At 57.7% G+C, this 24419-nt stretch carries 15 protein-coding genes; 9 read left to right on the forward strand and 6 right to left on the reverse strand.

Annotation, left to right across the window (positions count from 1 at the left end; genetic code table 11):
- Positions 1–415: 415 nt before the first annotated feature.
- The 4 genes from M5R41_10685 to M5R41_10700 form a co-directional block, all read right to left on the reverse strand.
- On the reverse strand, positions 416–745 hold the full coding sequence (locus tag M5R41_10685; protein MCZ7556854.1) for a hypothetical protein: 330 nt from the start codon (positions 743–745) through the stop codon (positions 416–418).
- 87 nt (positions 746–832) lie between these two features.
- The gene (locus M5R41_10690; GenBank protein ID MCZ7556855.1) at positions 833–2680 is read right to left on the reverse strand and encodes a T9SS type A sorting domain-containing protein; all 1848 of its coding nucleotides are present in this window, start codon (positions 2678–2680) and stop codon (positions 833–835) included.
- Between the two features lie 1046 nt (positions 2681–3726).
- Positions 3727–8703 (reverse strand): PAS domain S-box protein, encoded by a 4977-nt coding sequence (locus tag M5R41_10695; GenBank protein MCZ7556856.1) that lies wholly within the window; start codon positions 8701–8703, stop codon positions 3727–3729.
- Between the two features lie 66 nt (positions 8704–8769).
- Positions 8770–10170, reverse strand: coding sequence for a sigma-54 dependent transcriptional regulator (locus tag M5R41_10700; protein ID MCZ7556857.1), 1401 nt, complete (start codon positions 10168–10170; stop codon positions 8770–8772).
- A gap of 221 nt (positions 10171–10391) precedes the next feature.
- Between M5R41_10700 and M5R41_10705 the strand changes: the two genes are divergently transcribed.
- The 3 genes from M5R41_10705 to M5R41_10715 are packed head-to-tail and all read left to right on the forward strand — an operon-like array spanning position 10392 to position 13928.
- Complete coding sequence (locus tag M5R41_10705) at positions 10392–11189, forward strand: SDR family NAD(P)-dependent oxidoreductase (GenBank protein MCZ7556858.1); 798 nt, start codon at positions 10392–10394, stop codon at positions 11187–11189.
- Positions 11186–11887: an HAD hydrolase-like protein gene (locus tag M5R41_10710; protein ID MCZ7556859.1), complete on the forward strand. Its 702-nt coding sequence runs from the start codon at positions 11186–11188 to the stop codon at positions 11885–11887. The genes M5R41_10705 and M5R41_10710 overlap by 4 nt, the downstream gene beginning before the upstream one ends.
- Positions 11802–13928, forward strand: coding sequence for an L-type lectin-domain containing protein (locus M5R41_10715; protein ID MCZ7556860.1), 2127 nt, complete (start codon positions 11802–11804; stop codon positions 13926–13928). The genes M5R41_10710 and M5R41_10715 overlap by 86 nt, the downstream gene beginning before the upstream one ends.
- A 120-nt stretch (positions 13929–14048) precedes the next feature.
- Here the strand turns inward: M5R41_10715 and M5R41_10720 are convergent, their stop codons facing one another.
- Positions 14049–15281 carry a M14 family zinc carboxypeptidase gene (locus tag M5R41_10720; protein ID MCZ7556861.1) on the reverse strand — a complete coding sequence of 411 codons (1233 nt, stop codon included), beginning with the start codon at positions 15279–15281 and terminating at the stop codon, positions 14049–14051.
- A 157-nt stretch (positions 15282–15438) separates the two neighbouring features.
- Here M5R41_10720 and M5R41_10725 point away from each other — a divergent pair, with 157 nt between their 5' ends.
- A complete protein-coding gene (locus tag M5R41_10725; protein ID MCZ7556862.1) occupies positions 15439–17727 on the forward strand; it encodes a TIGR03790 family protein in 2289 nt (762 codons plus the stop codon).
- A 19-nt stretch (positions 17728–17746) separates the two neighbouring features.
- Here the strand turns inward: M5R41_10725 and M5R41_10730 are convergent, their stop codons facing one another.
- Entirely contained in the window at positions 17747–18340 is a 594-nt protein-coding gene (locus M5R41_10730; GenBank protein ID MCZ7556863.1) for a DUF2179 domain-containing protein, read from the reverse strand.
- 144 nt (positions 18341–18484) lie between these two features.
- On the opposite strand from M5R41_10730, the gene M5R41_10735 reads away from it, so the two are divergent.
- The 5 genes from M5R41_10735 to M5R41_10755 all read left to right on the forward strand — a co-directional run bounded on the left by M5R41_10735 (position 18485) and on the right by M5R41_10755 (position 24415).
- Positions 18485–20722 (forward strand): TonB-dependent receptor, encoded by a 2238-nt coding sequence (locus M5R41_10735; protein ID MCZ7556864.1) that lies wholly within the window; start codon positions 18485–18487, stop codon positions 20720–20722.
- Positions 20697–21614, forward strand: coding sequence for a hypothetical protein (locus M5R41_10740; GenBank protein ID MCZ7556865.1), 918 nt, complete (start codon positions 20697–20699; stop codon positions 21612–21614). Before M5R41_10735 ends, M5R41_10740 begins: the two co-directional genes overlap by 26 nt.
- A 71-nt stretch (positions 21615–21685) precedes the next feature.
- A complete protein-coding gene (locus tag M5R41_10745) occupies positions 21686–22777 on the forward strand; it encodes a CocE/NonD family hydrolase (protein ID MCZ7556866.1) in 1092 nt (363 codons plus the stop codon).
- Positions 22731–23627, forward strand: a complete 897-nt coding sequence (locus M5R41_10750; protein MCZ7556867.1) for a CocE/NonD family hydrolase — start codon at positions 22731–22733, stop codon at positions 23625–23627. Before M5R41_10745 ends, M5R41_10750 begins: the two co-directional genes overlap by 47 nt.
- 152 nt (positions 23628–23779) lie before the next feature.
- Positions 23780–24415, forward strand: coding sequence for an antibiotic biosynthesis monooxygenase (locus M5R41_10755; protein ID MCZ7556868.1), 636 nt, complete (start codon positions 23780–23782; stop codon positions 24413–24415).
- Positions 24416–24419 lie beyond the last annotated feature (4 nt).

Below are 24419 nucleotides of genomic sequence, written 5' to 3' on the forward strand. Positions count from 1 at the left end.
AGGTATGCAACAGAATGACAGAATCATCGGTCAATCAGCTAAAGTAACGCTCGAAGTCGGGCGCGACCCCGGACGAGGCGGCTACTGAGCGACTGCGACGAGTTTTTCAGCGCAATTGCTATTCAATAGCCGTGAGTGATAGGCAATCGTGTGAATAGGGAATGATTTGCATAGGCGCTTCGCTGACCGCGCGTACTGTACCGATTTCGGGCGAAGGGACCTTATGTTTTCAAGAGGATTTCCCGTTTTACGTTTCACTACAAAGAACAATCGACAGAATGCCTCTCGAAAACCGTATACTTTGACGTTCCTCCCGATGAAAATCCCCAAAAATAAAGAACTCCCTCCTGCTTCCTGCCGGGAGGGAGTCTGTCTCTCTCTTTAATCTTATCGTTCCATCTGTACCTGTCGTTGTTCAGGGGTGTAGTGTTGCATTCAAAATCAAATTTCGCTGCTGTACGCCATATCGGGTTTGGAGACGTGCGTAGCAACTGCCGGCAGGGAACAGGTCCCCGTACAACTGCAATTCGTGATAGCCCGGCTTCATCATGACGTCTTCATACAGCGTGTGAATGACTCTTCCATACGAGTCGTAAATTTTTAAGGTAATTTCCTGCGGTTCTTCGAGTGTGAAGGTGACTGTGGCGCTTGGATTCAACGGCCAGGCCCTTCGGGAAAATGTGAAGGGTATTTCGGCACCGCGAAGCTTCTGACCTATGTGACCTTCCAGGGGATCTGTAAACATAACACTGTTTCCTTGCTTCCGTTTCCTCGTGGGGAGATATTCCGGCCGGGGCGCCGCTACACGCCCCGGCCGGAGCGCATTCACATCTTACTTGTTGAGGACCAGACGCTGCTGTTTCAGCGCACCGCCGGCGTTCATTACCACGAGGTAGGAACCGCTGGGCAGATTGTCACCGCGGAAGGCCACCGTGTGGAAGCCGGCCTCGGTCTGCGCGTTCTCCATCAGCGTCACCACCTCCTGGCCAAAGATGTTGAACACCTTCATGGTGACGGGCTGCGTCTCGCGCAGCGAAAAGCTGATCGTAGTGCTCGGATTGAAAGGATTCGGATACGCGTCGTACAGTTCCACGCCGGACGGCATCACACCGGTTTTCACAAACACGATATCGGAGTAGTCCGTGGTGCCGTCGCGGTCGATCTGGCGCAGACGGTAGCCGATTTGCGGCACGCGGCGCAGACGATCATCGAGCAAGTCGGTGTAGGAATAGTTGCGCGGACTGTAGGAATTGCCTGCGCCCTGCACGAAGTCAATTTCTTCCCACACGCGGCCGTCCAGCGAGCGCTCGATGGCGAAGCCGTAGTTGTTCAGCTCCGTCGCGGTCTGCCAGTTGAGTTCCACGTTGTTCCGCACATAGCGCGCGGCAAAGGAAGTGAGCTCGACGGGAATCTGATTGCTGCCCTCTCCGATGGTGATGTCACCAAAATAGTAGGTGGGACACATGACCACATAGAGTCTGCCGCCGATGTTCTGACCGCCGAACTGGCTGCCGTAGCTGTACCAGGCGCCGCCGTTATTATCCTCGTAATTATCCGACCAGATGGCGGCATAGGCCTCGGCGGGAGCGGAAACGTCGCTGGTATTGAACTCCACGGCGTAGCAAATGCTGTTCGCCGGAGGGAAGGGCGCAAAAAACGGGTTGCTCTCCTGCAGGAAACCGACCGGCTGGACGACCCAGTACTTCGCGACGACCTTGTTGCCTGTGGCCTGATTCTCCGGATGGATCTGTCGCACGTAGCGCACGGAAACACCGCGGAAGGGTTCAGTGGAAGTGGCGGACCAGCTGTTGTCAAGCTGTGCGACATTGATGTCCACACCCATGGACATATTGCCCTGGCTGACATCGAAGCCCGTCTCGATGATGAAATAACTCACATTGGGATCCCAGTTGCCGTTTCCGTCCTGCCAATACTTCGCGCTCTTGATAATACGGCCGATGGGGGATCCTGACGTGTGTACATCGGTAAAGGTGAAGCAGTCCTGATTGGCGCCCGTGGTGGTGATACGGGAATTGCCCGCGTTCTTGCCAAGCCACACGTTATAGGCGCCGAGATTCACGCGCGCATTCAGGACAACATTGCCCTCGAAGCGAACATCGCTCGTGAATTGTCCGCTGGAGCGTTCCAGACGACTGAGAATATTGGGACTCGCATCAAGAGCTCCTATGTGGCACACGCGCAAATCGCCCATATTCACGGAACCGAAAAGACGAATGTTGACATGCTTGCTCGGAGAACCGTTGGGGACGATTCTGGAACCAGAAACACCGAGCAGACTCAGCGCTGCGTTTTGCGCGATAACGAGGGGAAAACCGGCGCGGGTCGGGGTGATATAGCCTAATTGCAACAGAGCGTCTGTGAGAGTCATGGTGGAAGTCACCGTCACGGAGGTGTCGCTCAACAGGGTCACTGTTGCTCCGGTGATGCTGAAGCTCAGGACAGTCACAGCGGCGGTGACATTGACCGAGGCGTTGCTGCTAAAGAAAGCATCATCGCTGCTGCCGGGCACACCGTTGGGACTCCAGTTGGCGGGGGTGTTCCAGTTACTGTTGGCCCCGGCTCCTGTCCATGTATAGATCGTCGCCTGAGCCGGTACGGCGCTCAGCAGACAAAGCAGGGACAGTAATCCTGTTGCCAGTTGTATCCTCATTTTCGACATAGTGTCTCCTCTAAAAAAAATTTGAAGTAGCGGTTTTCATTCCACGCTACATTGGTACACATACCGTGCCAAACTTTCTTATTGAGACGTACTCCAAATAGCGATTTTCTCTTGATCCCTGTAACTCATTCAAATTGATTGCGTTATGAGTTTTCTACCGACGCCTTCAATCGGATTTTTTTATTGTGGATATATTTTCTCCGCTTTTTGCAGCGCCGATTGCAACGCGTTGCTATGCAAAACGATGCGCAGCTATGCAACGGGTTGCATAGGGAGCGAATTGAATAAAATACAGATTCGATTTTTTCCGGGATTGTCTGTTTATCGGACAGATGTCGCGAAATGCCGGAGTTTTATGGAAACAGGGTCACCGTCAAGGCAGAAAAACAGGAATGTGCGATACATGCGGCGTAAATGCGGATACGCTGTGTCCGTTTTGATTTGCTCAGCGACACACGTGAGTGGAAAGTGGTATCGGACTCCCTATCCTGCTCCAAACAATCCCTAAGGCGCACAGATCCGGGGCAGAAATGATATCAGGTGTCGGTGGTTTCAACGGTCCCTGAGCGAGCTTCGACGGTCCCTGAGCGAAAGCCGAAGGGACGCTCAACCATCGTCGAAGGGCGGTCCCTGAGTGGAGTCGAAGGGACCGTCGAAACTCCGCACTCGGGATGGAAAGGGGGGAATGTAACGCAGAGGCGCAAAGACGCAAAGACGCAGAGAATAGCCTATGGGGAAGAAGCAGCACGGACAGCGGAATTTTGGCGCTCACGCTCGCGCTCGTTTGTGCGGTCCCGATGAACAACTATCGCGGGAGAGTTTCGCGTTGCGATCGCTCTGTGCTCACCGTTCGCGTCGCTCAGGGGCTGGTCAAGTCGTACATCGTCCCGCCTTCGCCCTCGTCCAACAACACCCGTGCAGCAAAGCTATGCTGCTTCGGCGGGCAGGCCCGCCTGCGCTCTCATGCACTGACGGTTGTGCCATGGTCCTATGATGCTTCGGCGGGCAGGCGATCGTACAACGTTCCGCTTGAGGCGGATCCTTCGTCACCCTGCAGGGAAGGTCAGCAGAAACACCGCGCCCTCCTCGCCGGCAACCTGTTCGGCCTGAAGTTCGATAGAGCCGTCATGATCGTCCACGATAAAATAGCACAGCGTCAGGCCAAGACCGATGCCCTTGTCGCTTTTGGAAGCCGTGAAGAAGGGGTCGAAAATGCTGTCCGCGATTTCCTGCGGTATGCCCGGCCCGGTATCGCTGACGCGAATGCGCACCTCGTCTCCACTGCGTCCGCCTCGCACGTAAATGTTGCCGGGACCGGTAAGCGCGTTGGCCGCGTTCGTAAAGAGATTGTAGAACAATTGCACCAGCATTTCCCGGTTCCCGAAAATCACTGCGGCGCCGTGCGGGAGATCAATGCTGACCGTCACATTCGCGGCGAGAGGATGCGCCGAAAGCATAGAACGCGCCTCCGCGACCGTATCGGCCAAATCAATCTGACCCTTCATCAACTGCCCCTTGGGCTTGCCGATGAGCAGCAGATTCTCGATGATCTTGTTCGCCTTCTCCACTCCCGAATAAATGACTTCGCCATACTTGCGAAGCTGCTCCTCCGGGAGATTGTGCTTGGTCAAAAGCAGCTGAGCGGCCGAAGACGCATAGCCGAGGGGATTGCGCAGTTCGTGCGCTATGCCTTCAGAGAGAATGCCCAGTGAGGCCAGTTTTTGCGACTGCAGCAGTTCGCGTTCCAGCTTTTTCCGCTCCGTCAGATCAATCCCGACGCCGACATAGCCGTGCACGCGTCCGTCTATCTCAATCACATTCCAGCGGGATTCGACCGGTAGAATGACGCCATCCTTACGCGTGCGCTCGGTCTCCCCTTGCCATGCACCCGTACGCCGCAGCGTGGGCATAATCTTTGCTCCGAATTCCTTGCCGAAGGGCGGCAAGTCATCCACCACGCGACCGAGCACTTCCTCGGATTTCCAGCCGTACATTTGCTCCGCAAAAGTATTCCAGTAGATCACACGACCGTTGACATCCACGGCGATGACGGAATTACGGACGATGCGCAACAGGGAGGCCTGAAAATGAATGTACTCCTCGCTCTCCTTGCGGGAGGTGATGTCGTTGAAAAAGCTGAGCGTGGCGGGGCGTCCCTCCCAGGCGATGACGACATCGCGCACTTCCATCCATTTTATCGTTCCGTTGACGTCGAACATACGCACGTTGTAGCCCTCGGGTGCGGCCTCACCGCGCAGTCGGGTTTCGTACTGCGAGCGCAGGGTGTCGTGATCGTCGGGATGGATGAATTCCAGCAGAGGAAGATTCTCGAGCGTCGCCGCATCGAGACCGGTGAGTTCGAGCACTTCATCGTTGAAAAACTTGACCAGCAAATCCTGGACGACCAGAATACCTTCGCCGGCGTTTTCGAGCACGTTGCGGTATTTCGCCTCGCTCTCGCGCAAGGCGCGCTCTGCCTTCACGCGACGCGAGATATCGCGCACCGTGGCTACCAGCAGCGGTGTATCGCCGGTGGTGAACTCGCGGATGAGCATTTCCACCGGGAACAGACTTCCATCGTGTCCGACAAAGCTCGTCTCGAGCACACCCACCGTGAGCTGACCGCTGCGGACATCCTGAATCACCGTGAGCACTCTCGTATGTTCGTCCTCCGGGACGATATCCGTCAGACGCAGCGTCAGCAACTCCTCACGGCTGTACCCCAGAGCCGATGCCGCACTGTCGTTGATATCAACATTCGTAAGCGTCGCCGGATCGATGATGTACAGGTTGTCCGCGGCACTGTCCAGCGCGAAGCGGAAACGACGCAGACGCTCGTTTGCGCGTTCCAGATCGAGCGTTCGGGCTTCGACGAGCTCTTCGAGATGGTTACGGTGCCGGTCCAGTTCACGCTGCGTGCGCACACGCTCCGAAATGTCCACCGCCACACCGATCACCTGCTGTACTTTTCCGTGCGCGTCGAATATCGGAGAGTACCAGGTCTGGAACTGCTTGTCCTCGACTTCCGCGATGGACGCGAGGTGTTCGCCACGCATTACCTGTTCGATATTGCTGAGTATGACGGGATTGCCGCCATACACCTCGGTGACGCTCCGACCGACGACCTGCCCCGGCTGCAGCCCCAGCGCGTCCAGGCCGCGTCCCTCCGACAGGGTGAAAGCGCCGTTCGCGTCCAGCGAAAACAGAATGACAGGGAGATTGGAAATCACCGTACGAAGGCGTTTCTCACTGTCGACGAGCGCGAACTCGGCCATTTTTCTTGCGGTGATGTCGCGCCCTACGCCGACAAGGGCGACAATCTCTCCGTCCTCGTCGAACACGGCAGACTCCGACCAGGCCAGCCAACGCCACCCCTCCACGGTCAAGGCGCGCTGCTCCACGTACGCGGTGTGCGGCGGACTGAGAATGACCTTCATGGCATCGAGCGTGGCGGCGCGATCATCCTCATGCACCATGGGGATGAAAGTATTGGCCAGCAATTCCTCTTCCGTTTTCCCGAATGTCCGGCAGTAGGACGGGCTGACGAAGAGAAAACGCCCGTCGAGGTCCATTTTAACGACAAGATCCGTCTGGTTCTCCACAAGGAGACGATACTTCTCTTCGCTCTCCTGCAATGCGAGCTGGGCGAGCTTGCGATTGTGAATATCGCGCGTGTTTCCGTGGACGGATACCAGATTCCCGAGGCGATCGAATATCGGTATGGCCACGACTTCCACCCACAGCGGATCGAGCATGCGGCGCGCGAGTTTCAGCTCGAGGCGCAGACTGCGGTCCATCGTGCCACCCTGCCGAAGCCTATCGACATGTTCGGAAAACGCATTCTGCAGTCGCTCGAAGTGTTCCTCGACGAACACCCCCTTCAGTCCCATGGCGAACATATCTTCAGGCAGGAAACCGCTGATGTACTCGACGCTGGGACTGACAAACGTGAGGTTCCAGGCAGCGTCGCTTGTCCAGATGATGTCCGATGAATTTTCCGCGAGGAGGCGGAATTTTTTTTCACTGTCCTCAATGGCGATTTCCGCGTACTTCCGCTCCGTCAGGTCAAGTATGGTGCCGGCAACCCTTCGCGGAGCGCCGACGGCGTCTCTGAGCACGACTTTCCCGCGTTCGAGTATCCATTTCCATTCGCCGTTTTTGCAGACGATCCAGGTCTCCGCCTGATAGAACGGCGCCTGTCCCTCGAGATACCGGTCCATTTCCTCGCGTAGTCGTCGGACGTCGTCCTGCGGCAGAATCTCACGCCGCATCGCGCTGTACGAGGGGAGATCGTCCTGCTCGTATCCCAGGAGGCTGCGTGCCCGGTCATTCAGGATAACTGTGTCGGATTCAACATCCCACTCCCAGGCGCCCAGGTCGCCTCCCCAGAGTGCGAGGTCGAGCAATTCCCGGGATCCGCGCATTTCGGCTTCTATCTGGCGCTGCTCCGTCACGTCCTCACCGGAACAAAGTACGCCGCTCACGAGTCCGCTCGCATCATGGATCGGTGAATTGTGCCAGCGGATGATGCGTTGATCGCCGCGACGGGTGAGCACCGCGTTTTCGTGGATTTCCGCGGTCTGGTACTCGCCGTGCAGGAGAGTATGCAAGGCGGCTCGCGTGTCCTCCCGGATCTCCGGCGGGAGGCAGAGATCGAACCAATCGCGGCCGAGAAGCTGCTGCTCGGTATACCCCAGAAGATCACAACCCTTTTTATTGATCAGGGTGATGCTTCCGGTGGCATCGAGTGAGAGAAAGATGACCTCGGCGATGTCGAGATATTGCTGAATCTCTTTGCGCGCGGAACGGAAAAGATCCGCCATGCGGTGCTGTTCTGTGACGTCGCTGAGCACACCCGCGATACGGCCATGCTCTGCGAGCGGAAGATGGCGGCCGCAGGAAATATGAACGGAGCGGACCTCGCCGTCGCGGTTGGTCATGAAAAATTCGCATGGCTCGGCGGCGGTTTTCGGCAGATGGTGCAGCGCTTCGACGAAATCCCGGCGTTGCTCTTCGACGACGAATTCCGACAACTGCCTGCCGATAAGGAATTCCGGCTCATACCCGAGGATTTTGGAAATGACAGGCGAGATGAATGTGATGCGGCCGTTGGTGTCGATTTCGTACACGGCTTCGTTGATGCCGTCGAGTATCGAACTCAGGCGCAGTTCCACTTCTCCCAAACTGTGCTCGGCTCGTCGTCGTGAACTGATATCCACGAGATAGGATTGCAATTGCACGCTACCGGTCTCATCGAACGACACACGCGTAACGTCGCTGACCCACACGTCCTCGCCCCGTGCATCCATCAACCGGTATTCATGCTCCATGATGACAGAGTCGGCAGCGAGGCGTTCAAGAATTTTCGCTTGCAGCGCCTCCGTGTCGGCGGGGTGGACAATGCTTTCGAAGGTCCGGGCACCCGTGATAAAATCCTCCGGCTGGTAGCCGTACCGCATGACGTTCGGCGAAATATAGTCAACGATGCCGGGCGCTTCCGCCGAACGTTTGACGACTACCACGGGACCCGAGACGAACAGATCACGTTCCCGCTGTATCTCCTCTCTGGCCGCAGTCAATTCACGATTGCGCTGCTCGAGATCCGTGTTCACTCTGTCCAATTCCATTTTGAGCCGGTGCCGCTCGATGGCATACAAAATGCTGCGGACGAGATGCTCACGGGAACCGATATCCTTCACGACATAGTCTTGTGCGCCGGCACGCACCGCATCAACGGCCAAGCCGGTGTCGCGGACGCCGGAATGGATGATGATGGGGACAGAAGGCGCCGCTGCCGCGATGGCATGGAAGGTATCGAGACCACTACTGTCCCGAATATTCAGATCGAGCAAAACACAGTCCCAGTGCCCGCTCCCAAGCTGGAGCATTGCATCGGCAATACTGTCCACATGGACTACGGTCCACTCATGCAATACATCCGCGCCGAGTGTCGCTTTCACGAGCGCGGCGTGGTCGGAATCATCTTCGACATGAAGAAGGGAAATTCCCGCGACGTCGTCCATAGGGTGTACGATTGATTGAGTGGAAAAACTCACCCTGTCCGGAAGGGAGGAGTCGTCTGAGCCGGTTCAGCTGTTGGGATTCTGAAGATCATATTCCGCAATCTTCGAAAGCAAGGTGTTGTATGCAATCTGCAGAATCCTCGCGGCCTTGGCCTTGTTCCAACGCGTGGATTTCAGCGTTTCGTGAATGATCTGTCTTTCGATCTGGGCAATGTGCTTTTTGACGTGGTCCTTCAACGGAGCGCCATTTCCAAGATCCAGTCCCTCCAGATGTCCTATGCTTTCGCCGCCGTGCATATCCATAAACTCGAGATGCTCGACGTCAATAACATCGCCTGCCTGCAGTACGGCGCTGCGAATGGTTGAGCGCAATTGCCGCACGTTCCCGGGCCATTCGTACATCATGAGCATATCGAGCGCGGCTGCGGTGCAACCGGACACCTTCTTGTCCAGCTCCAGATTTGTCTGATGGATGAACTTATCAATGAGGAAAGGGATGTCCCCGCGGCGCTCTCTGAGAGCCGGTACGTGTATGGAAAATTCGCGCAGACGGTAAAAAAGGTCGGCCCGGAATGTTTTTCCCTCGATCATCGCATTGAAGTCCGTGTTGCTCGCGGCAATGACGCGTACGTCGACGTTGATGGGTTTCGAGCCTCCGACACGAAAAATACTTCGATCCTGCAAGGCCCGCAGAAGCTTCGCCTGTGAGGACCAGGACATGTTCGGAACTTCGTCGAGAAAGATGGTTCCGCCGTTCGCAAGTTCGAACTTCCCCTTTTTTTGCGAACGCGCATCGGTAAAGGCGCCTTCTTCGTGACCGAACAATTCGCTCTCCAGCAGTGAGTCCGGAATGGCCCCGCAATCGAGTGGAATGAAGGGTTTGTCCGCCCTGCTGCTCATGGAATGAATTGCGCGGGCTATGAGCTCTTTACCCGATCCGGTTTCGCCTGTGATCAGCACATCGAAGTTGCTTTTCGCGACCCGCCGGGTACGCGCGGCCAGTTCGACAACGACCTCGCTGGTCCCCATATCAAAAAGAATCGGATCACGCACGTCAATTGGGGTGCTGCGTTTCTCCAGCACTGTTTTGCGCATCTCGCGATCAGTGACAGCCCTGTCCACGACTTTGATCAGCTCGTCGTTGCGAAAGGGCTTGGCTATATAGTCAAACGCGCCGCTTCGCATGGCTTCAACGGCACCCGCAACTCCCGCCATGGCAGTCATGAGTATCACCGGGATCCCGTCGTCAATACTTTTAATACGCCGCAGCACTTCGAGACCACTGAGACCGGGCATGATTATATCCATGAGCAGCACACCCGGCAGGCGTTCGCTGAGGAGTTTCAGCGCCTCCTCCCCCGTCGTTGCTGTTCGCACGGTATATCCGGCGTCTTCGAAAACACCGGAAAGCACGAGACCCATCATTTCCTCATCATCAACAATCAGAATATCCTTGTTCTCACTCATATCGGTGCGCAGAAAAAAAGTGTGGAACAGCTCGGGAGAAATTCCGGAATGACTTAAGCATAGGATTTTATACATTTCAGCGATGAATCGCAAGAGGTGAGCGAAACAATCGTACGAGAATACGATTGGAACCGTCCGCACCACTGTCGCGAAGGACGGAGGGAACCGCGCCTCGCGGGGCCCACGAACGGAACGAGCCACCACCATTTCTGGAGAAACAAATGACACGTACTCCGCGTGCCCTTGCGCTCATAACCGGCGCGGGATCAGGAATCGGGAAAGCCGCGGCGCTGCGTTTCGCGCGCGACGGGTATGATTGCCTCCTGCTCGGGAGAACGCTCCGTTCTCTCGAAGCCGTTATGGAGGAAATCACCACACATGCCGGAGGGGAGCATCGCATCCTCGTCGCCGACGTCGCGGGCGGTGATGCGTACCTTGCTGCGCTCGGTGAGATGATCAGCACGTATCCGCCGGATGTCGCCATTGTCAACGCGGGAATAGGGCTGTACGGTCCGGTGGCGGCGACGGAGTGGAAGGACATCGAATCCATCCTACACACCAATATCAGTGGAGCCATCGCGACCGTGCACGCAGTACTCCCATCCATGCTGCGACGCGGGAACGGAAGCATCGTTCTCGTTTCCTCCGTGCTCGGGAAGCGTGCGCTGGCCTTCAACGCAGCATACAGCGCGAGCAAAGCCGCCTTGCATGGTTTTGCGGATGCGCTGCGCCTGGAAGTGCGGCATCGCGGTGTACACGTCGGCGTGGTATGCCCCGCAAGAACCGACACTCCGTTTTTCCGTTCCATGACTTACGCCGTTCCGCAGACGCGCAGACGCGCCGTACCCACCAGTCCCCCGGAAGTCGCTGCGGAAGCCATTCACCGCTGTGTGCGTCAGCGGCGGCGTGAAATCGTCGTCTCCGCCGGCGGAAAATTGTATGTGCTCGCCGGAGTGCATTTTCCGCGACTGATGGATTTCGTACTTTCCAGAATGGTCCCAACTCCCGAGGAAGCATGATCCACCAGCAATATCTCCGTCTTGTGCTGTTCGACATTGACGGTACACTGATTTCGACGAACGGCGTCGCGAAACACACCTTTATCGAAGCCGCCGGAGAATCGTTCGGTCTCGCGTCCCGGAACTGGGATTACGATTTCGCCGGCAAAACCGATCAGCAGATCTACAACGAGATCACGGAGCTGGCAGGCATCGCCCCCGAACAACGGGAGCAGCGGAAGGATCAGGTGTTCGATACATTTTTTACCCTGCTCGAACAGCGCCTGACGACGGACAACGTAGCCATTCTCCCTGGTGTGCGCACACTGCTGGACGCGCTGGAGCAGGAAGAAGCCGCAACCAGCGCGCTGCTTACCGGGAATATGCTGCGCGGCGCGCGTATCAAACTCACGCCGCCGGATTTACTGCGCTATTTCGCATTCGGCGCTTTCGGCAGCGACGCGTATCACCGGCATGAGCTTCCGGAGATCGCCAAGAGCAGAGCCTACGACAGACTCGGTGTTGTGTTCCGGGCCAAAGAAATCGTCATCATCGGTGATACGCCGCACGACATAGACTGCGGGCGGCATTTGAACGTACGAAGCATAGCGGTAGCCACCGGAGGATACAGCCATGAACAGCTGGCCACGCATGGTCCCGATTATCTGTTCGAGAATCTCGCGGATACGGAGCGGGTGCTCGACGCAATTTTTGCCTGAGCCGCCGCGACTGACGGTACTCTTGCTGTTTTTGTGCCTGTTCAGTCCGCAGCTTCTTGCGCAGATCGAATTGCCCTGGCATGCCGATGTCTGGCGCGACGATTTCTCCAATTTCGAGAGCGCGCGCTATTCCACAGGGAGCGCGACGCGGCACGATGCGCTCAACGGCAGAATGATCCTGACACCCGCGCAAACAGGACAGGCGGGAAGGATTATCCTGCGCCGCCTGTTGCCCATTTCATCCTTTGACGTTTCTCTGCGCGCGTCCTTCGGTGTGGGAGGTTCCATGACCAATGGCGGGGGCGATGGGATGGTGTTCGTGTTCGGACCTGTGGACAACTGGCCGGAAGGTGGCGGAGGCACACTCGGTTTCAACAGTTCCCTCGGGTTTGGTGTGGAGTTCGACACCTATCAAAACACCGAGTACGGCGATCCCACGCACGAGCACATCGCTGTAATCAAGGACGTATCGAGCAATCATCTTCGCTACGAAACACTCGCTATACCGACGCTGGAGGATGGCCGCATGCACATGCTGCACATTCGACTGCGCGACAAGACGGTGTCTGTATGGATTGACGGCCAGTTGCGCCTCCGCCACACGATTTCCACTTTCACCGATTTCGATGGCTATCTCGCTGTGACTGCAGCATGCGGATCGGCCTTCAACGAGCATATTCTGGACGATATCCGTGTTGCCATGCCCTCGCGCGCGCGCATGGACTTCGGTCCTTATCGCTATTGTACGCCTTTTACCATCGACACGAGCATCATCGTCACGAACGATCATGATTTCGGAAACGACCTCACCATCACGCGCATCGACCTTGCCACGGCGACGCCCGGCGTCATTATGCTTCCCTCGGTTCAGATCCCATCCGTGCTGCCGTGGAAAGGAAAAATTTCCATCCCTGTCCGCATGCAGATTCCGGGTGAGGGAAGCTGGCAGGCGGTGTTGCGGCTGGATTCCGACGAGGGCGAAACGGTGTACGACACGTTACGCGTGTCGGCGTACACTCCACGAGTCGCATGGAGCGTGGCGGGACTTGTGCTCGATCCCCAGCCCGTCGGTGCGTTGCGCGATACCGTCGTGTATCTGATCAACACCGGTATGGTCGAGGCGGAGATTCTCGGCGTCACCGCGACGTCGTCCGCTGTCACGTTCTCACCCGCCTCGCCGTTTCCGGTCTCGCTTCAACCGGGCGACAGTCTCGCGCTGCGCGTGAGCGTCCGTCCCGGAAGTTCCGGCGTCACGCACGACAGCGCTGTCGTGCGCATGGCCTGCGGCGCCTCGGAACCATTGCCGTTGCAATTCACCGGCGTTCTGGAACGCATCTCCATGAGCTTCACCCGCCCCGCGCTGATGCTGATACCCGGAGGCAGCGGCTCGCTCGCCCTGTCGCTGGACACGCTTCCGGAATTCACCCCTGTCTACACACTCGAGGGCACGTTCCGCTACGCGACGCCGGAATTGCGTTTCACAGGCAACGTCAACCGCGGCGCCGGTCTCCCCGCCGCGGCGACGCTGTCAGTCAGCGAAAGCAGCAACGGAACCGTACAGTGGCGGGTGAGCAGTCCCGCAGCGCTGCAGAGCACCGGCGCTCTGGTACAGATGGAATTTGTCGCTCTGAGCGACATGCAGGGTTGCCACGATGTGACCGTCGTCGGTGCGACCGCCAATCTTGCCGTACCCGGTCAGGAGGCCATGCCTGTAAATGCCGCCAACGGCCGCATCTGCATCAATGCCTCCTGCCGGCATCCTGAAGGTCTGCGCTATACGGCCCCCCCGGAGGTGCGGGTGTATCCGAATCCGTTCACGGATTATGCGATCGCTGAAATAGTGGTGTACGGTGAGGGTCGACTGGATGTGCTCCTCAGCGACCTGCTGGACAGATCGCAACGAAGCATTTTCTCCGGTGTCATTGAAGCGGGTTCCCTCAGCATCCCCCTTGATCTTGCGGGTACTGCCTCCGGTATGCACTTTCTCCATATTCATTTCAACGGTATGCGCATGCACAGCACCGCTATCGTGAAACAGTGAGCTGTCGCCGAGCCGGCGCCGATTCCGCTTCATCAGCGAAACCATCGATCACCGCGAACGAACCAATTCATCGCTGTGGAGGTGTTCTTCGCAAGGGGTGTCGCCGTTGTGCGCACGCCCTTAGCGAAGGATTTGTATCGGCTGCATGCGAACTTCATCCCCTGCTGCAAGTCGCACAAAATGCACACCGGTGGAGAGCCCTTCGCCGCTGACGGCAAGCACGCGGTCCCCGGATAATTGTCCATCCCACAACTGCGCTACGGTGCGGCCGAGCGCGTCGAGCACGTGAATGCGGACATGCCTTCCCGATTCGGGCACAGTGACGCGCACAAAGAGGCGGCCGCCGCCCGAAGCGCTGAACGGCTGCGGATAGACCGCCGTGATCGCGAAGGCGGCGGGTGACGCCATTTCATCCGTGATTCCCACGGATCCCACGATACCCAGATACTCCGCAGCTCCGCCAAGCAAGGCAAAGGCGGTGCGATCATATTCCCCCGCCGTAACACAGTTCATATCCTCGTAGGTCAGCGCCATCACGTTTTCCCGGAAATTCATCCAGAACCAGCTCTCCGGGTAGCGGTCGGGGGTTCCGCCTGTCCAGGTCACGAAATAGTCATACGGCTCGATTCCTCCCGGGAAGCGCGAGCGGACCATGCCGATAAAGCGCTGCTGCAGCGTGGCGAACAGTTCGGAGGTTCCGGCGGGATCGTGATACACGAAATACCTGCGGCACTGATACGCCGAATGCAGATTGAGCGCCACCCCGACGGGCGAAGGCGACTGCATGAGCGAAGTGAGTTGCGCGCGCAAGGCCCGCACCTCCGGCTGCGGGGTGGCCGCACCCCAGTTGCTCTCGATGTCCACGCCGTTTGCATTTTCGCGCGCATTGCCGAGCTGCACTCCATCCGGATTCAGCATGGGTAAAATGTTGACGATGCAATGGTCGAGAATGGCCGCGGCAAGGGGTGAGGCGGAGAGCAGCTCGTTGACTATGGCGCGCGTCAGCCAGGACGATTCCGCTTCGATGGGATGTGTGCGCGCGTGTATCCAGATACGCTTTTTCGGAAGCATGGACGATGGGTTTGTCAGCGCGATGTGCAGCAACGGACGTCCCTGCACGCTCAGGCCTATCGTATCCATGCGAACCCACGGATGCGCCGTCCAGCGCTGCATATCCGCCTCGAGCGTATCGAGGCCATAGCCCCACAGCAGCGCATGAGCGGACAGCGATAGCAGGTGGTGGCCGCAGGGGTCCTCCTCCGGCGAGAATTGCTGGGCGTGCAGCGACGATGCGACCATGGATGGCAGCATGGCCGCGACGAGCAGAATGGGAAAGATGTGTTTTTTCGTCATGTAAAAATTTCAGGAAATATTAATGTACGACGCAAGCGAAATACTTGCCCCGTGAATCGCTGCGGAGTAATTTTCGGTTGCGGTGTTCCTGATTTCCGTATCCGGAACACTCACTATCGAACACTCCCGTTATCGCCGGAACATCCGAGGACACATTATGCGCACTTGTTTCATCCTGCTGTTTCTGTTCTGCACCGTCCCGGTGCTGCTTGCCCAGGCGCCGGTGAACTACGACGACGTACTGCTCATTATCAACAGCAACGATACGAACTCCGTCGCCATCGGCGATTATTTCGCCGCAAAGCGACAATTCCGTGAGCGAAATATCCTGCGCATCGATGCGCCGGCGAAAGAAACCATAACCTTCGCGGAATTCACCCCGATTCGCACGCAAATCGAAGAGTATCTGATACAAAGCGGGCTGCGGGACAGCATCAATTATTTTGTCACCACCAAGGGCGTGCCCCTGCGTGTTACGCATGGAGAATCCAGCGATCCGCGCAACGCGTCCTTCGATGCCGAGATCATGCTGATACTGGGCGTGTATGCTCCGCATATCGGTGAAAACACGCTGTTTCCGACTCCCTCGACCTTCCGCATTCATTCGTACTTCAGCAAGACCGCACCCTACCGACGCAAGGATATCGTTCCCTTCAGCAACCCGCAAACGACGTATGATTTGTATTTGACGACGCGCCTCATCGGTCTGACAAAGGAGGATGTGTTCGCATTGATTGACCGGAGCGGACCGTTTACGCTCGTCAACAAAGACAGTGCGCTCTTCGTGTTCGACCGTGATCCCCGCCCTATACAGCTCACCCCGTACGACAGCAATTTCGCCCTTGCGGGACAGCTCATGGCCAGCCGCGGCTGGAACGTATTGCTCAATGCCGATTCCGTCTATGTAACGAAGCAGCGGAACGTCATCGGCTACGGCAGTTGGGGCTCCAACGATCATTACGACCACCTTTTCACTCAATTCGCGCGTCCGCAATCGCATTGGCTGCCCGGCTCCCTTGCCGAGACCTATGTCTCGACATCGGCACGAAACTTCATACCGGGTCAAACCTCGGGACAGTCGCGCATTGCGGATCTTATCGCCGAGGGCTGCACCGGTGCCAGCGGTTATGTGTTCGAGCCCTATACCGTCGCCCTCACCTGGGTGAATTACCTGTTTGACCGCTACACCCGGGGATTCAACCTCGCGGAAAGCTTCTACATGTCGAATCCGACGTTCTCATGGATGGCTGTCGTCGTCGGTGATCCGAAAACTTCGATCATCACGGAGATGCCGCCGATTCCAACGCCGGCTGTCAGCGGAGGACCCAGCTTCTGCGTCGGAGCACAGGCTACGATACAGGCGGGCAACACGCTTCCCGGCTTGCTGCACTGGTTCACGGGCGACACGGCAGCCGTTCTCGCTCAAGGTCCCCCCTACGACGCCACACATCCGTTGTGGCTCGCGAGCGGAGCGCAGGCCTCCTTCACGCCCGACAAGGAAGGTCCGCTGACCGTTTCCCTGCTCAATGAAAATTTCGTCGGCAAAGGCTGGGCACAGACAAGTCTGACCATATTCCCGGAGCTCCGGGTGACCCTCGCACTCTCGTCGGACACGCTGTATCTGGATGAAGATCCAACGCTCACCGTCAATGCCATCGCTCCCGGCGCGGAATCCTTCGCATGGGTGTTCGGCGACGGCGGAACAGCGACCGGAGCGGACGCCTCCCATCTCTATTCGACGACCGGCAACTTCGTCGTACGGTGCACGGCATCGAACGCGCATTGCACCACGGTAGAACAGAGAACGGTTGTCGTGAAGCAGAGCAGACCGGGGATACACGTGCAGGAGCAACCGATAGCCTTCGGAAAAGTGCAGGTGCTGACCGACAAAAGCGCTGATGCGGTAATCCGTAACACACTGCCTTCAGGCATACAACTGACGACGGCCTCCGTCGAGGGCGCGGAAGCCCAGGACTTCATCCTCAGCGCCGTGCAACTCCCGCTGACCATCCCCTCCATGGGTCAGCAATCGCTGACGGTAAAATTTACGCCTTCGGCCCTGGGGACGCGTCGCGCAACGCTGAAACTGCAGTTCAACGGCATCGCGGATGCACTGGAAATCGCACTGGAAGGCGAAGGTGTGTCCGATCCGACCGACATCGGCACGATGGCGGGCTCCGTGCTGACGTTCGACCTCCTGCAGAATTATCCGAATCCCGCGAGCGCCTCGGCCGTGATACCCTTTGCCCTCGGCCGCGCGGCGCATGTGCGTCTCAGCATCGCCGACGCGACGGGCCGCGTGCATCGCGTCCTGATTGATGAGATGCGCTCTCCGGGCTTGCACAGCATCCCGCTGCAGGTCAGTGCCTACGAGTCCGGAACATGGTTTATCCATCTGAACGTGGATGGTCATCGGAGTGTGCGCGCATTCAGCGTGCTGCGATAAGGCGGGTATACGTCGCGGCTCAAGCCCTTGCGAAGGTCCCGCCCAGCTTCCCGCGGCGTAATGAAAGCCTGCGGCTGGGAAAGCGCCCTTTGCTGACCGAACGCACATCCTCGATGGTGTAGAAGGAATTTGCGTCGATAGCCTTCACCACAGCGGTGATTTGCTCCAGATCCTTGCGCTTCACCACTGCGAGGATAATCGCGCCGGGGCCGCTTTCTCCATGTGCCTCGACATAGGTTACGCCGTAACCCATCGCCTGAATGGCGATGGCGATTTCCATCACCTCACGCTGCGTGATGATGCGAATAAGTGAGAGACCCATGGCAAGTCTGTTTTCGATCCATATCCCCACGTAGTTCCCGACCGCGAATCCCGCCGCATAGGCAAAGTAATTGACGGGGTCATCGAGATGCTGCATGATATGACCGAGCGCGGCCAGCCATATCAGTATTTCCACAAAGCCGATAGCGGAGGAAAGCAGCTTCATACCTCTGCTGATGAGAATGATGCGAATCGTCTCGAGGGAGACATCCAGCACGCGGGCCAGGAAAATCAGAAGCGGGAAGAGCAGGAAGCTCAACAGTCGGGCGTCAGCGTCGAAACCAAATGGCATTTTCTGTGTCTATATTGGATATACGAAGTTTTCGAAATCACACTTCAGCAGCGCCGGCGGCGAACCGGATGATAAAGAATGTCGGTGGTTTTTGACAAGGGCAAGATACGAATGGCAAGGCAGGATACCAATTCAACGTGCCGCATGACCGTTGCCTTCAAAATGGCGCTGTGCGCCATGGCGCTGCTTGCGTCGTACGCCGGCACCGCCGACGCGCAATCCCTGCGCATCAGCGGAACGGTACTGGACGAAAATTCGCGGAGACCGATCGCGGATGTGAATATTTCCTACGGTGAAGATCGCGGAGCATCCACCGACGCGGCGGGACGCTTCACGCTCACCATTCCCGATGCCGGGCGCGCGGGCGCCGTGCGCTTCCGGCATATCGCGTATGAACCCCGGGAAATCGACGCCACCCAGTTACATGGTACCGTCACCATACTTCTGCAACCGCGCATCATCCCCCTGCAATCCGCTGAAATTTCCGGACGCCGTCCGGAGGGCATCGCGGCACGCGAAATGCAGATCTCCGTCAAAGCCATCGAAGCGGATGCGTTCGACGGGCGAGGCTATCTGGACGTTGGCGATCTTTTGCACGCCGAACATGTGCTGCAGGTGGACGAGGAGTTCAGCGGCAGAAAAACACTGTCCATGCGCGGGGGCAATCCCGACGACGTCATTGTGCTGTTCAATGGCATGAAACTGAACGAGAACAGTGACAACATGTTCGATCTTTCCATGATAGACCTTGCGGACATCGAACGCGTGGAGCTTATCAAGGGGAGCAATACGACGCTCTATGGCCCCGACGCATTTTCAGGAGTGATCAACATCGTCCCGGCAGACGAGCGGCCGTACACCGTCCGTGTGCAACAACAGATCGGCTCGTATGATGCGGGCATTTGGAGCGGTCAGCTCTATCGCCGCTTCGGCGCATGGAATGCGGGCTACAGCGTTCGGAACGGCGCGAGCAGCCGCTTCTACGCTGACGTTGCCGATGCTGCCTTACGGAATTCCTTCATCGCGCACGCGGCGCATATCGGCTGGACTCTCCCGGGCGCGAACGCGCAGACCGCGGGAAAATTTCTTCTCAACTTCCGCTACGCGGATAATGATTACAGCAATGAACGTGACGAAGAAAATCTTGACCAGCGCTCGATCATTGCGGTCGGCCAATACAGCGGTAGTGTGTTCGGCTCCGAAGGATTTCTTCTCTCCGCAGGTTGGTCCGGATTGCGTCGCGACGTCGCGTTGGGGACGGCGACAAACACGCTCAGCCGTGCGACCGACGATGGGACGGTGCAGGCACGGCTGGAGAAAACCTGGGGCATCGGTTCAGCGGATATTCTGATCTCCTATCAGTTTTCCGGTGGAGAGCTGGACGCCGAGGAGACGGCAAGCACTATTCTTCGGCAGCCGGTGGGATTTTCCCGCTACAGCATACAGCGACAGCAACATTCCTTCGTCGGTATCGGGAAACTCCGCGGCGAGACGGGTTCATCGTTTCTGCGGCATTTCCATTTCGACGTCGCATTGCGGCACGACATGCTGAACGACCGACTCAGCAACTCCGAACTGCGGGCGGGCAGCAGCGGCGCCGTGCTGCCGACCTTCGGGGATTGGTCGCATTCGCTCTTCAAGTTCGCTGTCGGGGTATCCGGCATGCGCGACGATATCCTGCTCGACATATTTCTCAGCTATGGCAACAACGTAAAATTCCCGACGCTCGCGCAACTCGTCAGCGTACCCGCGCTCATCGATCCTACATTGTCCGTGGACCGTCTTGAAGCAGAGACCAATCGCAGCGTCGAATTGGGTGCCTCGCTGACCCGGACGTTCAGTGGACGGCTCATCTCAGGCTGGGAGTTGAATGGAGGCGTCTTTCAAAACAGCTATACCAACAAACTTCGAAGTATCAGCACGCCCGGACTCCCATTCGATCTCTACGACAATGTGGACGACGCGTCAATCACCGGTCTCGAGGCCTCCGCGGGAGTGTATTTCGCGGGAAAAGTTGTCCTGGCGGAGGTCGGCGTCTCGCGATATTTTATCTCCGATCTCGCGGCCTTCCCCTTCCGATCCGAGAGTAAGCAGACTATCAGCGTATCCGCGAATTACTCCGGGCATTCCTTACGCATACTCGCCTTTCACGAAGGCGAGCAGATCGGTATCCTGCGTCTACCCGACGGAAGCTTCGCGGAAACCGTCCTGCCCGCGTTCCGCAATCTCGATGTACACGTCGCATCCTCCTTTTCTCTCGGCGGGCTGGGTGCTTTTATCACGGTAAGTCTCCGCAATCTGCTCAACGACAGCAGTGTCCTGCTGTCAGGACTGGCGTTGCGGGACAGGAGGTACTATGTCACCATCGGCGCCAGATACTGATTCAACCCTGAGAGCCGGACGGCCGCGCGCTTCGGAAATGATTTCCGCCCGTATCCTTGCTGCATGCCTTCTGTTTATTGTTGCCGGGGGCTGCACGGACAACCCGTTCGAGAGCGGCGAGCCGGTAAACGGATCCATGCGTCGTGTGAGCGGCAGCGTAGTGCTGGACGGACAAGCAGATCACTCCGGAGCCCTGCTCTGGCTCGAGGGTTTCGGCACGGCGACGGTCAGCGGAAGCGATGGACGCTTCGCGTTGCTTCTTCCACCGTCATCCCTGCAAACCACACCTGGCGGGGTAAACGGGATATTCAATCTCTACGCATTTCTTGGTAACTATCGTCCTGTAGCCATACGGACCGCAGTGCGGAACGGCACATTCTCCTTCCCCACGGAAAGTATTGATGAAACGGGCCTCGTGCGCAATCCGATGTTCATGCAGGAATTGTTCACGACCGAGACCGTACTGAGCCGCGGAAGCATCGAGGAAGATTCGCCGCGCGTCATCACCCTGACCGTGTATCTGAGAACGCGGACGACGGGAACGGAGGTTTTCTTCCCGCGAATACACAATGGAGTGGAAGGCCCCATCGTGCTCCACAATCTGGAGACCGGCGAGGCGCGCGTAATGAAAACCGTGGTAACCGGCGTCGAGCAGTCCGACTACATCAAGCTCGGAGCGGTGCCCTATGCGCGTATGATGATGCTCATCATTCCCAAAGGCACGATGAAAGCGGGTCGCTATGAAATCCTTCCCTACATTCTTCCGCAACGGCAATCGGTGCCGATAGAGCTGCTGAACAGCATCACCGCGAACGTCAGCGACCTGGGACCGGCTTACGCCCTCTATCCCATGCGACGAGGTGGCGGCATACTCACCGTCGTACCAAACTGATTCCCTGTACCGGGCGTTAAACCTGGTTTCGCGACGGATGTCCAATGGGAATCACATCGAAAGGACACTCCATGCTTCATGCGATACCAACGATCCGTACATTGGCACTCTGTATTTGCCTCTCGCTTCCGTCCCTGGCAGCCTTCTCGCAAATACCCTATCAGGAGACAGATATTCCCGTACGGGACGGGAAAACACTCAAGGCGGATCTGTACATCGGGGGCGGTATCGACAGAAAGCCCGTCATTCTGGTACAGACACCGTACAATCGCCTTGTGTACCGCGTAAGTCTTGGGAGGAAGGGATCGAACTTCCCGCTCGACACCAGTGCGTATCACTATGTATTCGTTGATTGGCGTGGATTCTACGGATCCGCTGCGGCTGCAGTACCGGGCTATGACCGGGGTCTCGACGGCTACGATATCGTTGAATGGCTCGCGGCGCAACCCTGGTGCAACGGTAAAATAGGGACCTATGGCGGTTCGGCGCTCGGTATGATTCAGTTTCAAACAGCCCGGCACAAGCCCCCCCATCTCGTCTGCGCGGCACCTGCCATTATCGATTACAGGACAGAATACTCGGATTACTATTGTCAGGGCGTTCTGCGGTATGAACACGTGCAATCGCTTGAGCGCCTGGGATTCACCAGCAGCGCTCTGATCACTTCACGTCCGGCAGAAAACGCCGTGTGGGATCTGATCCGAAATCAGTCGGATTATCCGGAGGAGATTGCCGTTCCACTGCTCATGTGCAGCGGCTGGTTCGACCACTATCCCGCGGACGTACTTCGCGCATTTGCAGACTTGCGCACCCGCAGTGACGCACGTGTACGGTCGCAGCATAAACTCCTCATGGGGCCATGGACGCACAGCGAGGTGGATCTGGAGACGCAGGGCGATTTGCGCTTTCCCGAAGCGGTGGATGTGTTTCGCGATGCCGCACTGCAGTTTTTCGCGTATCATCTTCTGGGCGCGAAAAATGGCTGGCCCCTTCAACCGGCGCTGCGTTACTTCCAGATGGGAGAAAACAGCTGGGAAACAGCCGACGGATGGGATGCAAGGCCCGCAATCCCATACACGCTGCATTTGCATTCAGACGGCAGCCCTGGCCGAGCAGATGGAATCGGTTGCCGCGACGCGCATCATGTCCTACGATCCCCGTGATCCGTCGCCTTCCTTTGGAGGCGCCAGGTTCAATCCCCTTGATCCTACGGCCATCGCGGGTCCGCTGGATATTTCGACCACGGTGGAAAGCCGACAGGATGCGTTGGTTTTCTCTTCATCGCCTCTGGGAGCCAACGTTCGCACCGCAGGCCCCATTGAGGTAATCGTCACTCTTTCCTCGAACCGCACCGACACCGATATCAGCGTACGCCTGTGCGATGTGTATCCTGATGGACGTTCATATATTCTCGGCGACGGCATTCGGCGCATGCGCTTCCGGGACGGCACGCGCTCCGAAGTGCTGATGCAACCCGGGGCGCCATACACCACCACTGTGTCGCTGCCCGATATTGCGCATACTTTTCTTCCTGGGCACCGCATCCGTGTCGTGATCGCTTCTTCCAACTGGCCGCGTTTCGATCGAAATCTCAACAACGGCGGAACAATGTACATCGCCGGCGACACCCTGCTCGCGGAAAACACAGTACATTTCGGCCCCGGGTCACGCGCTGAGTTGTTGCTGCAATTGAGCTCCCCGCTCTCCTCCGGCGGATATTCTTCGCCAACCGCGGATCACGGCATTCTGGATGTCCATCCACATCCCTTGAATCCCGCGGCGACCGCACTCCGCATCGTCCTCGCCGCTACCGCACACGCTGCGACCGTCAGCGTGCATGACATGTTCGGCAGACCGGTACGGCATCTTCCCTCGCCTGACACAGAGGGTCGCACGGCCGTGCACTGGGATGGCCGGGATACCTCCGGACGTATCGTTGCTGCCGGGACGTACTTCATACGCATGATCGACCGCGGCGTCGTGTATCAAAAACCGCTGCTGATCGTCCGCTGAATCGGACGATCTCCCCGAATGGCGGAATTGAAGCACACGGGGACACCATGCGCTGCATGCGCCAGGCTCGAAGGGAGAGGGGAAGGGCACGGGCTGGAATAGGCACGTCTGCATACGGGCGAAATCGCCGGTATGTGCTATATTAGAGGGTGATGACTGAGAATACCACCCGACCAGAGAGAACGGTTGTGCAAAGCGACATCGAGGTTTCGAACAGGGCTCCCCTCTCCACTTCGGACGGCCCCGTCACCGCGGTGATTCGCCGCACGGTCAAACCCGGAAAGGAAGCGGAGTTCGAACTGTGGCTTAAAGGTATAGGCGGCGATGCATTGCGATTCCCGGGACATATGGGAACCAACATCATCCGCCCGACCAGCTCATCCCGGCCTGAGTACGTTATTATTTTCCGTTTCGACAGCTATCAGCATCTCGAGGACTGGGAGACCTCGGAAATCCGTCACCGCTGGGTACAGCGTGTGCAGGATCTGATCATCGGTGAGACGCACATCCACCGTCTTTCGGGCCTCGAGTACTGGTTTACGGTACAGGACCTGCCTGAGTACGATGCACCTCCACGGATAAAAATGGCGGTTGTCACCTGGCTTGCCCTCTTCCCGGTAGTGCTCGTCGTTCAGCCGCTCATGCTGTGGCTTCTGGATTTTCTGCCGTCGTGGACACAGGTCATGATCATCGCTGCGGTGATGGTCGCTCTCATGACCTACGCGGTCATGCCGGTGATGACAAAGATTTTCAAGCCCTGGCTGTTCCGGAAGCCCCGGCATTCCTGATCCC

This window comes from Bacteroidia bacterium (assembly GCA_027493955.1).
Taxonomy (GTDB): domain Bacteria; phylum Bacteroidota; class Ignavibacteria; order SZUA-365; family SZUA-365; genus JAOSJT01.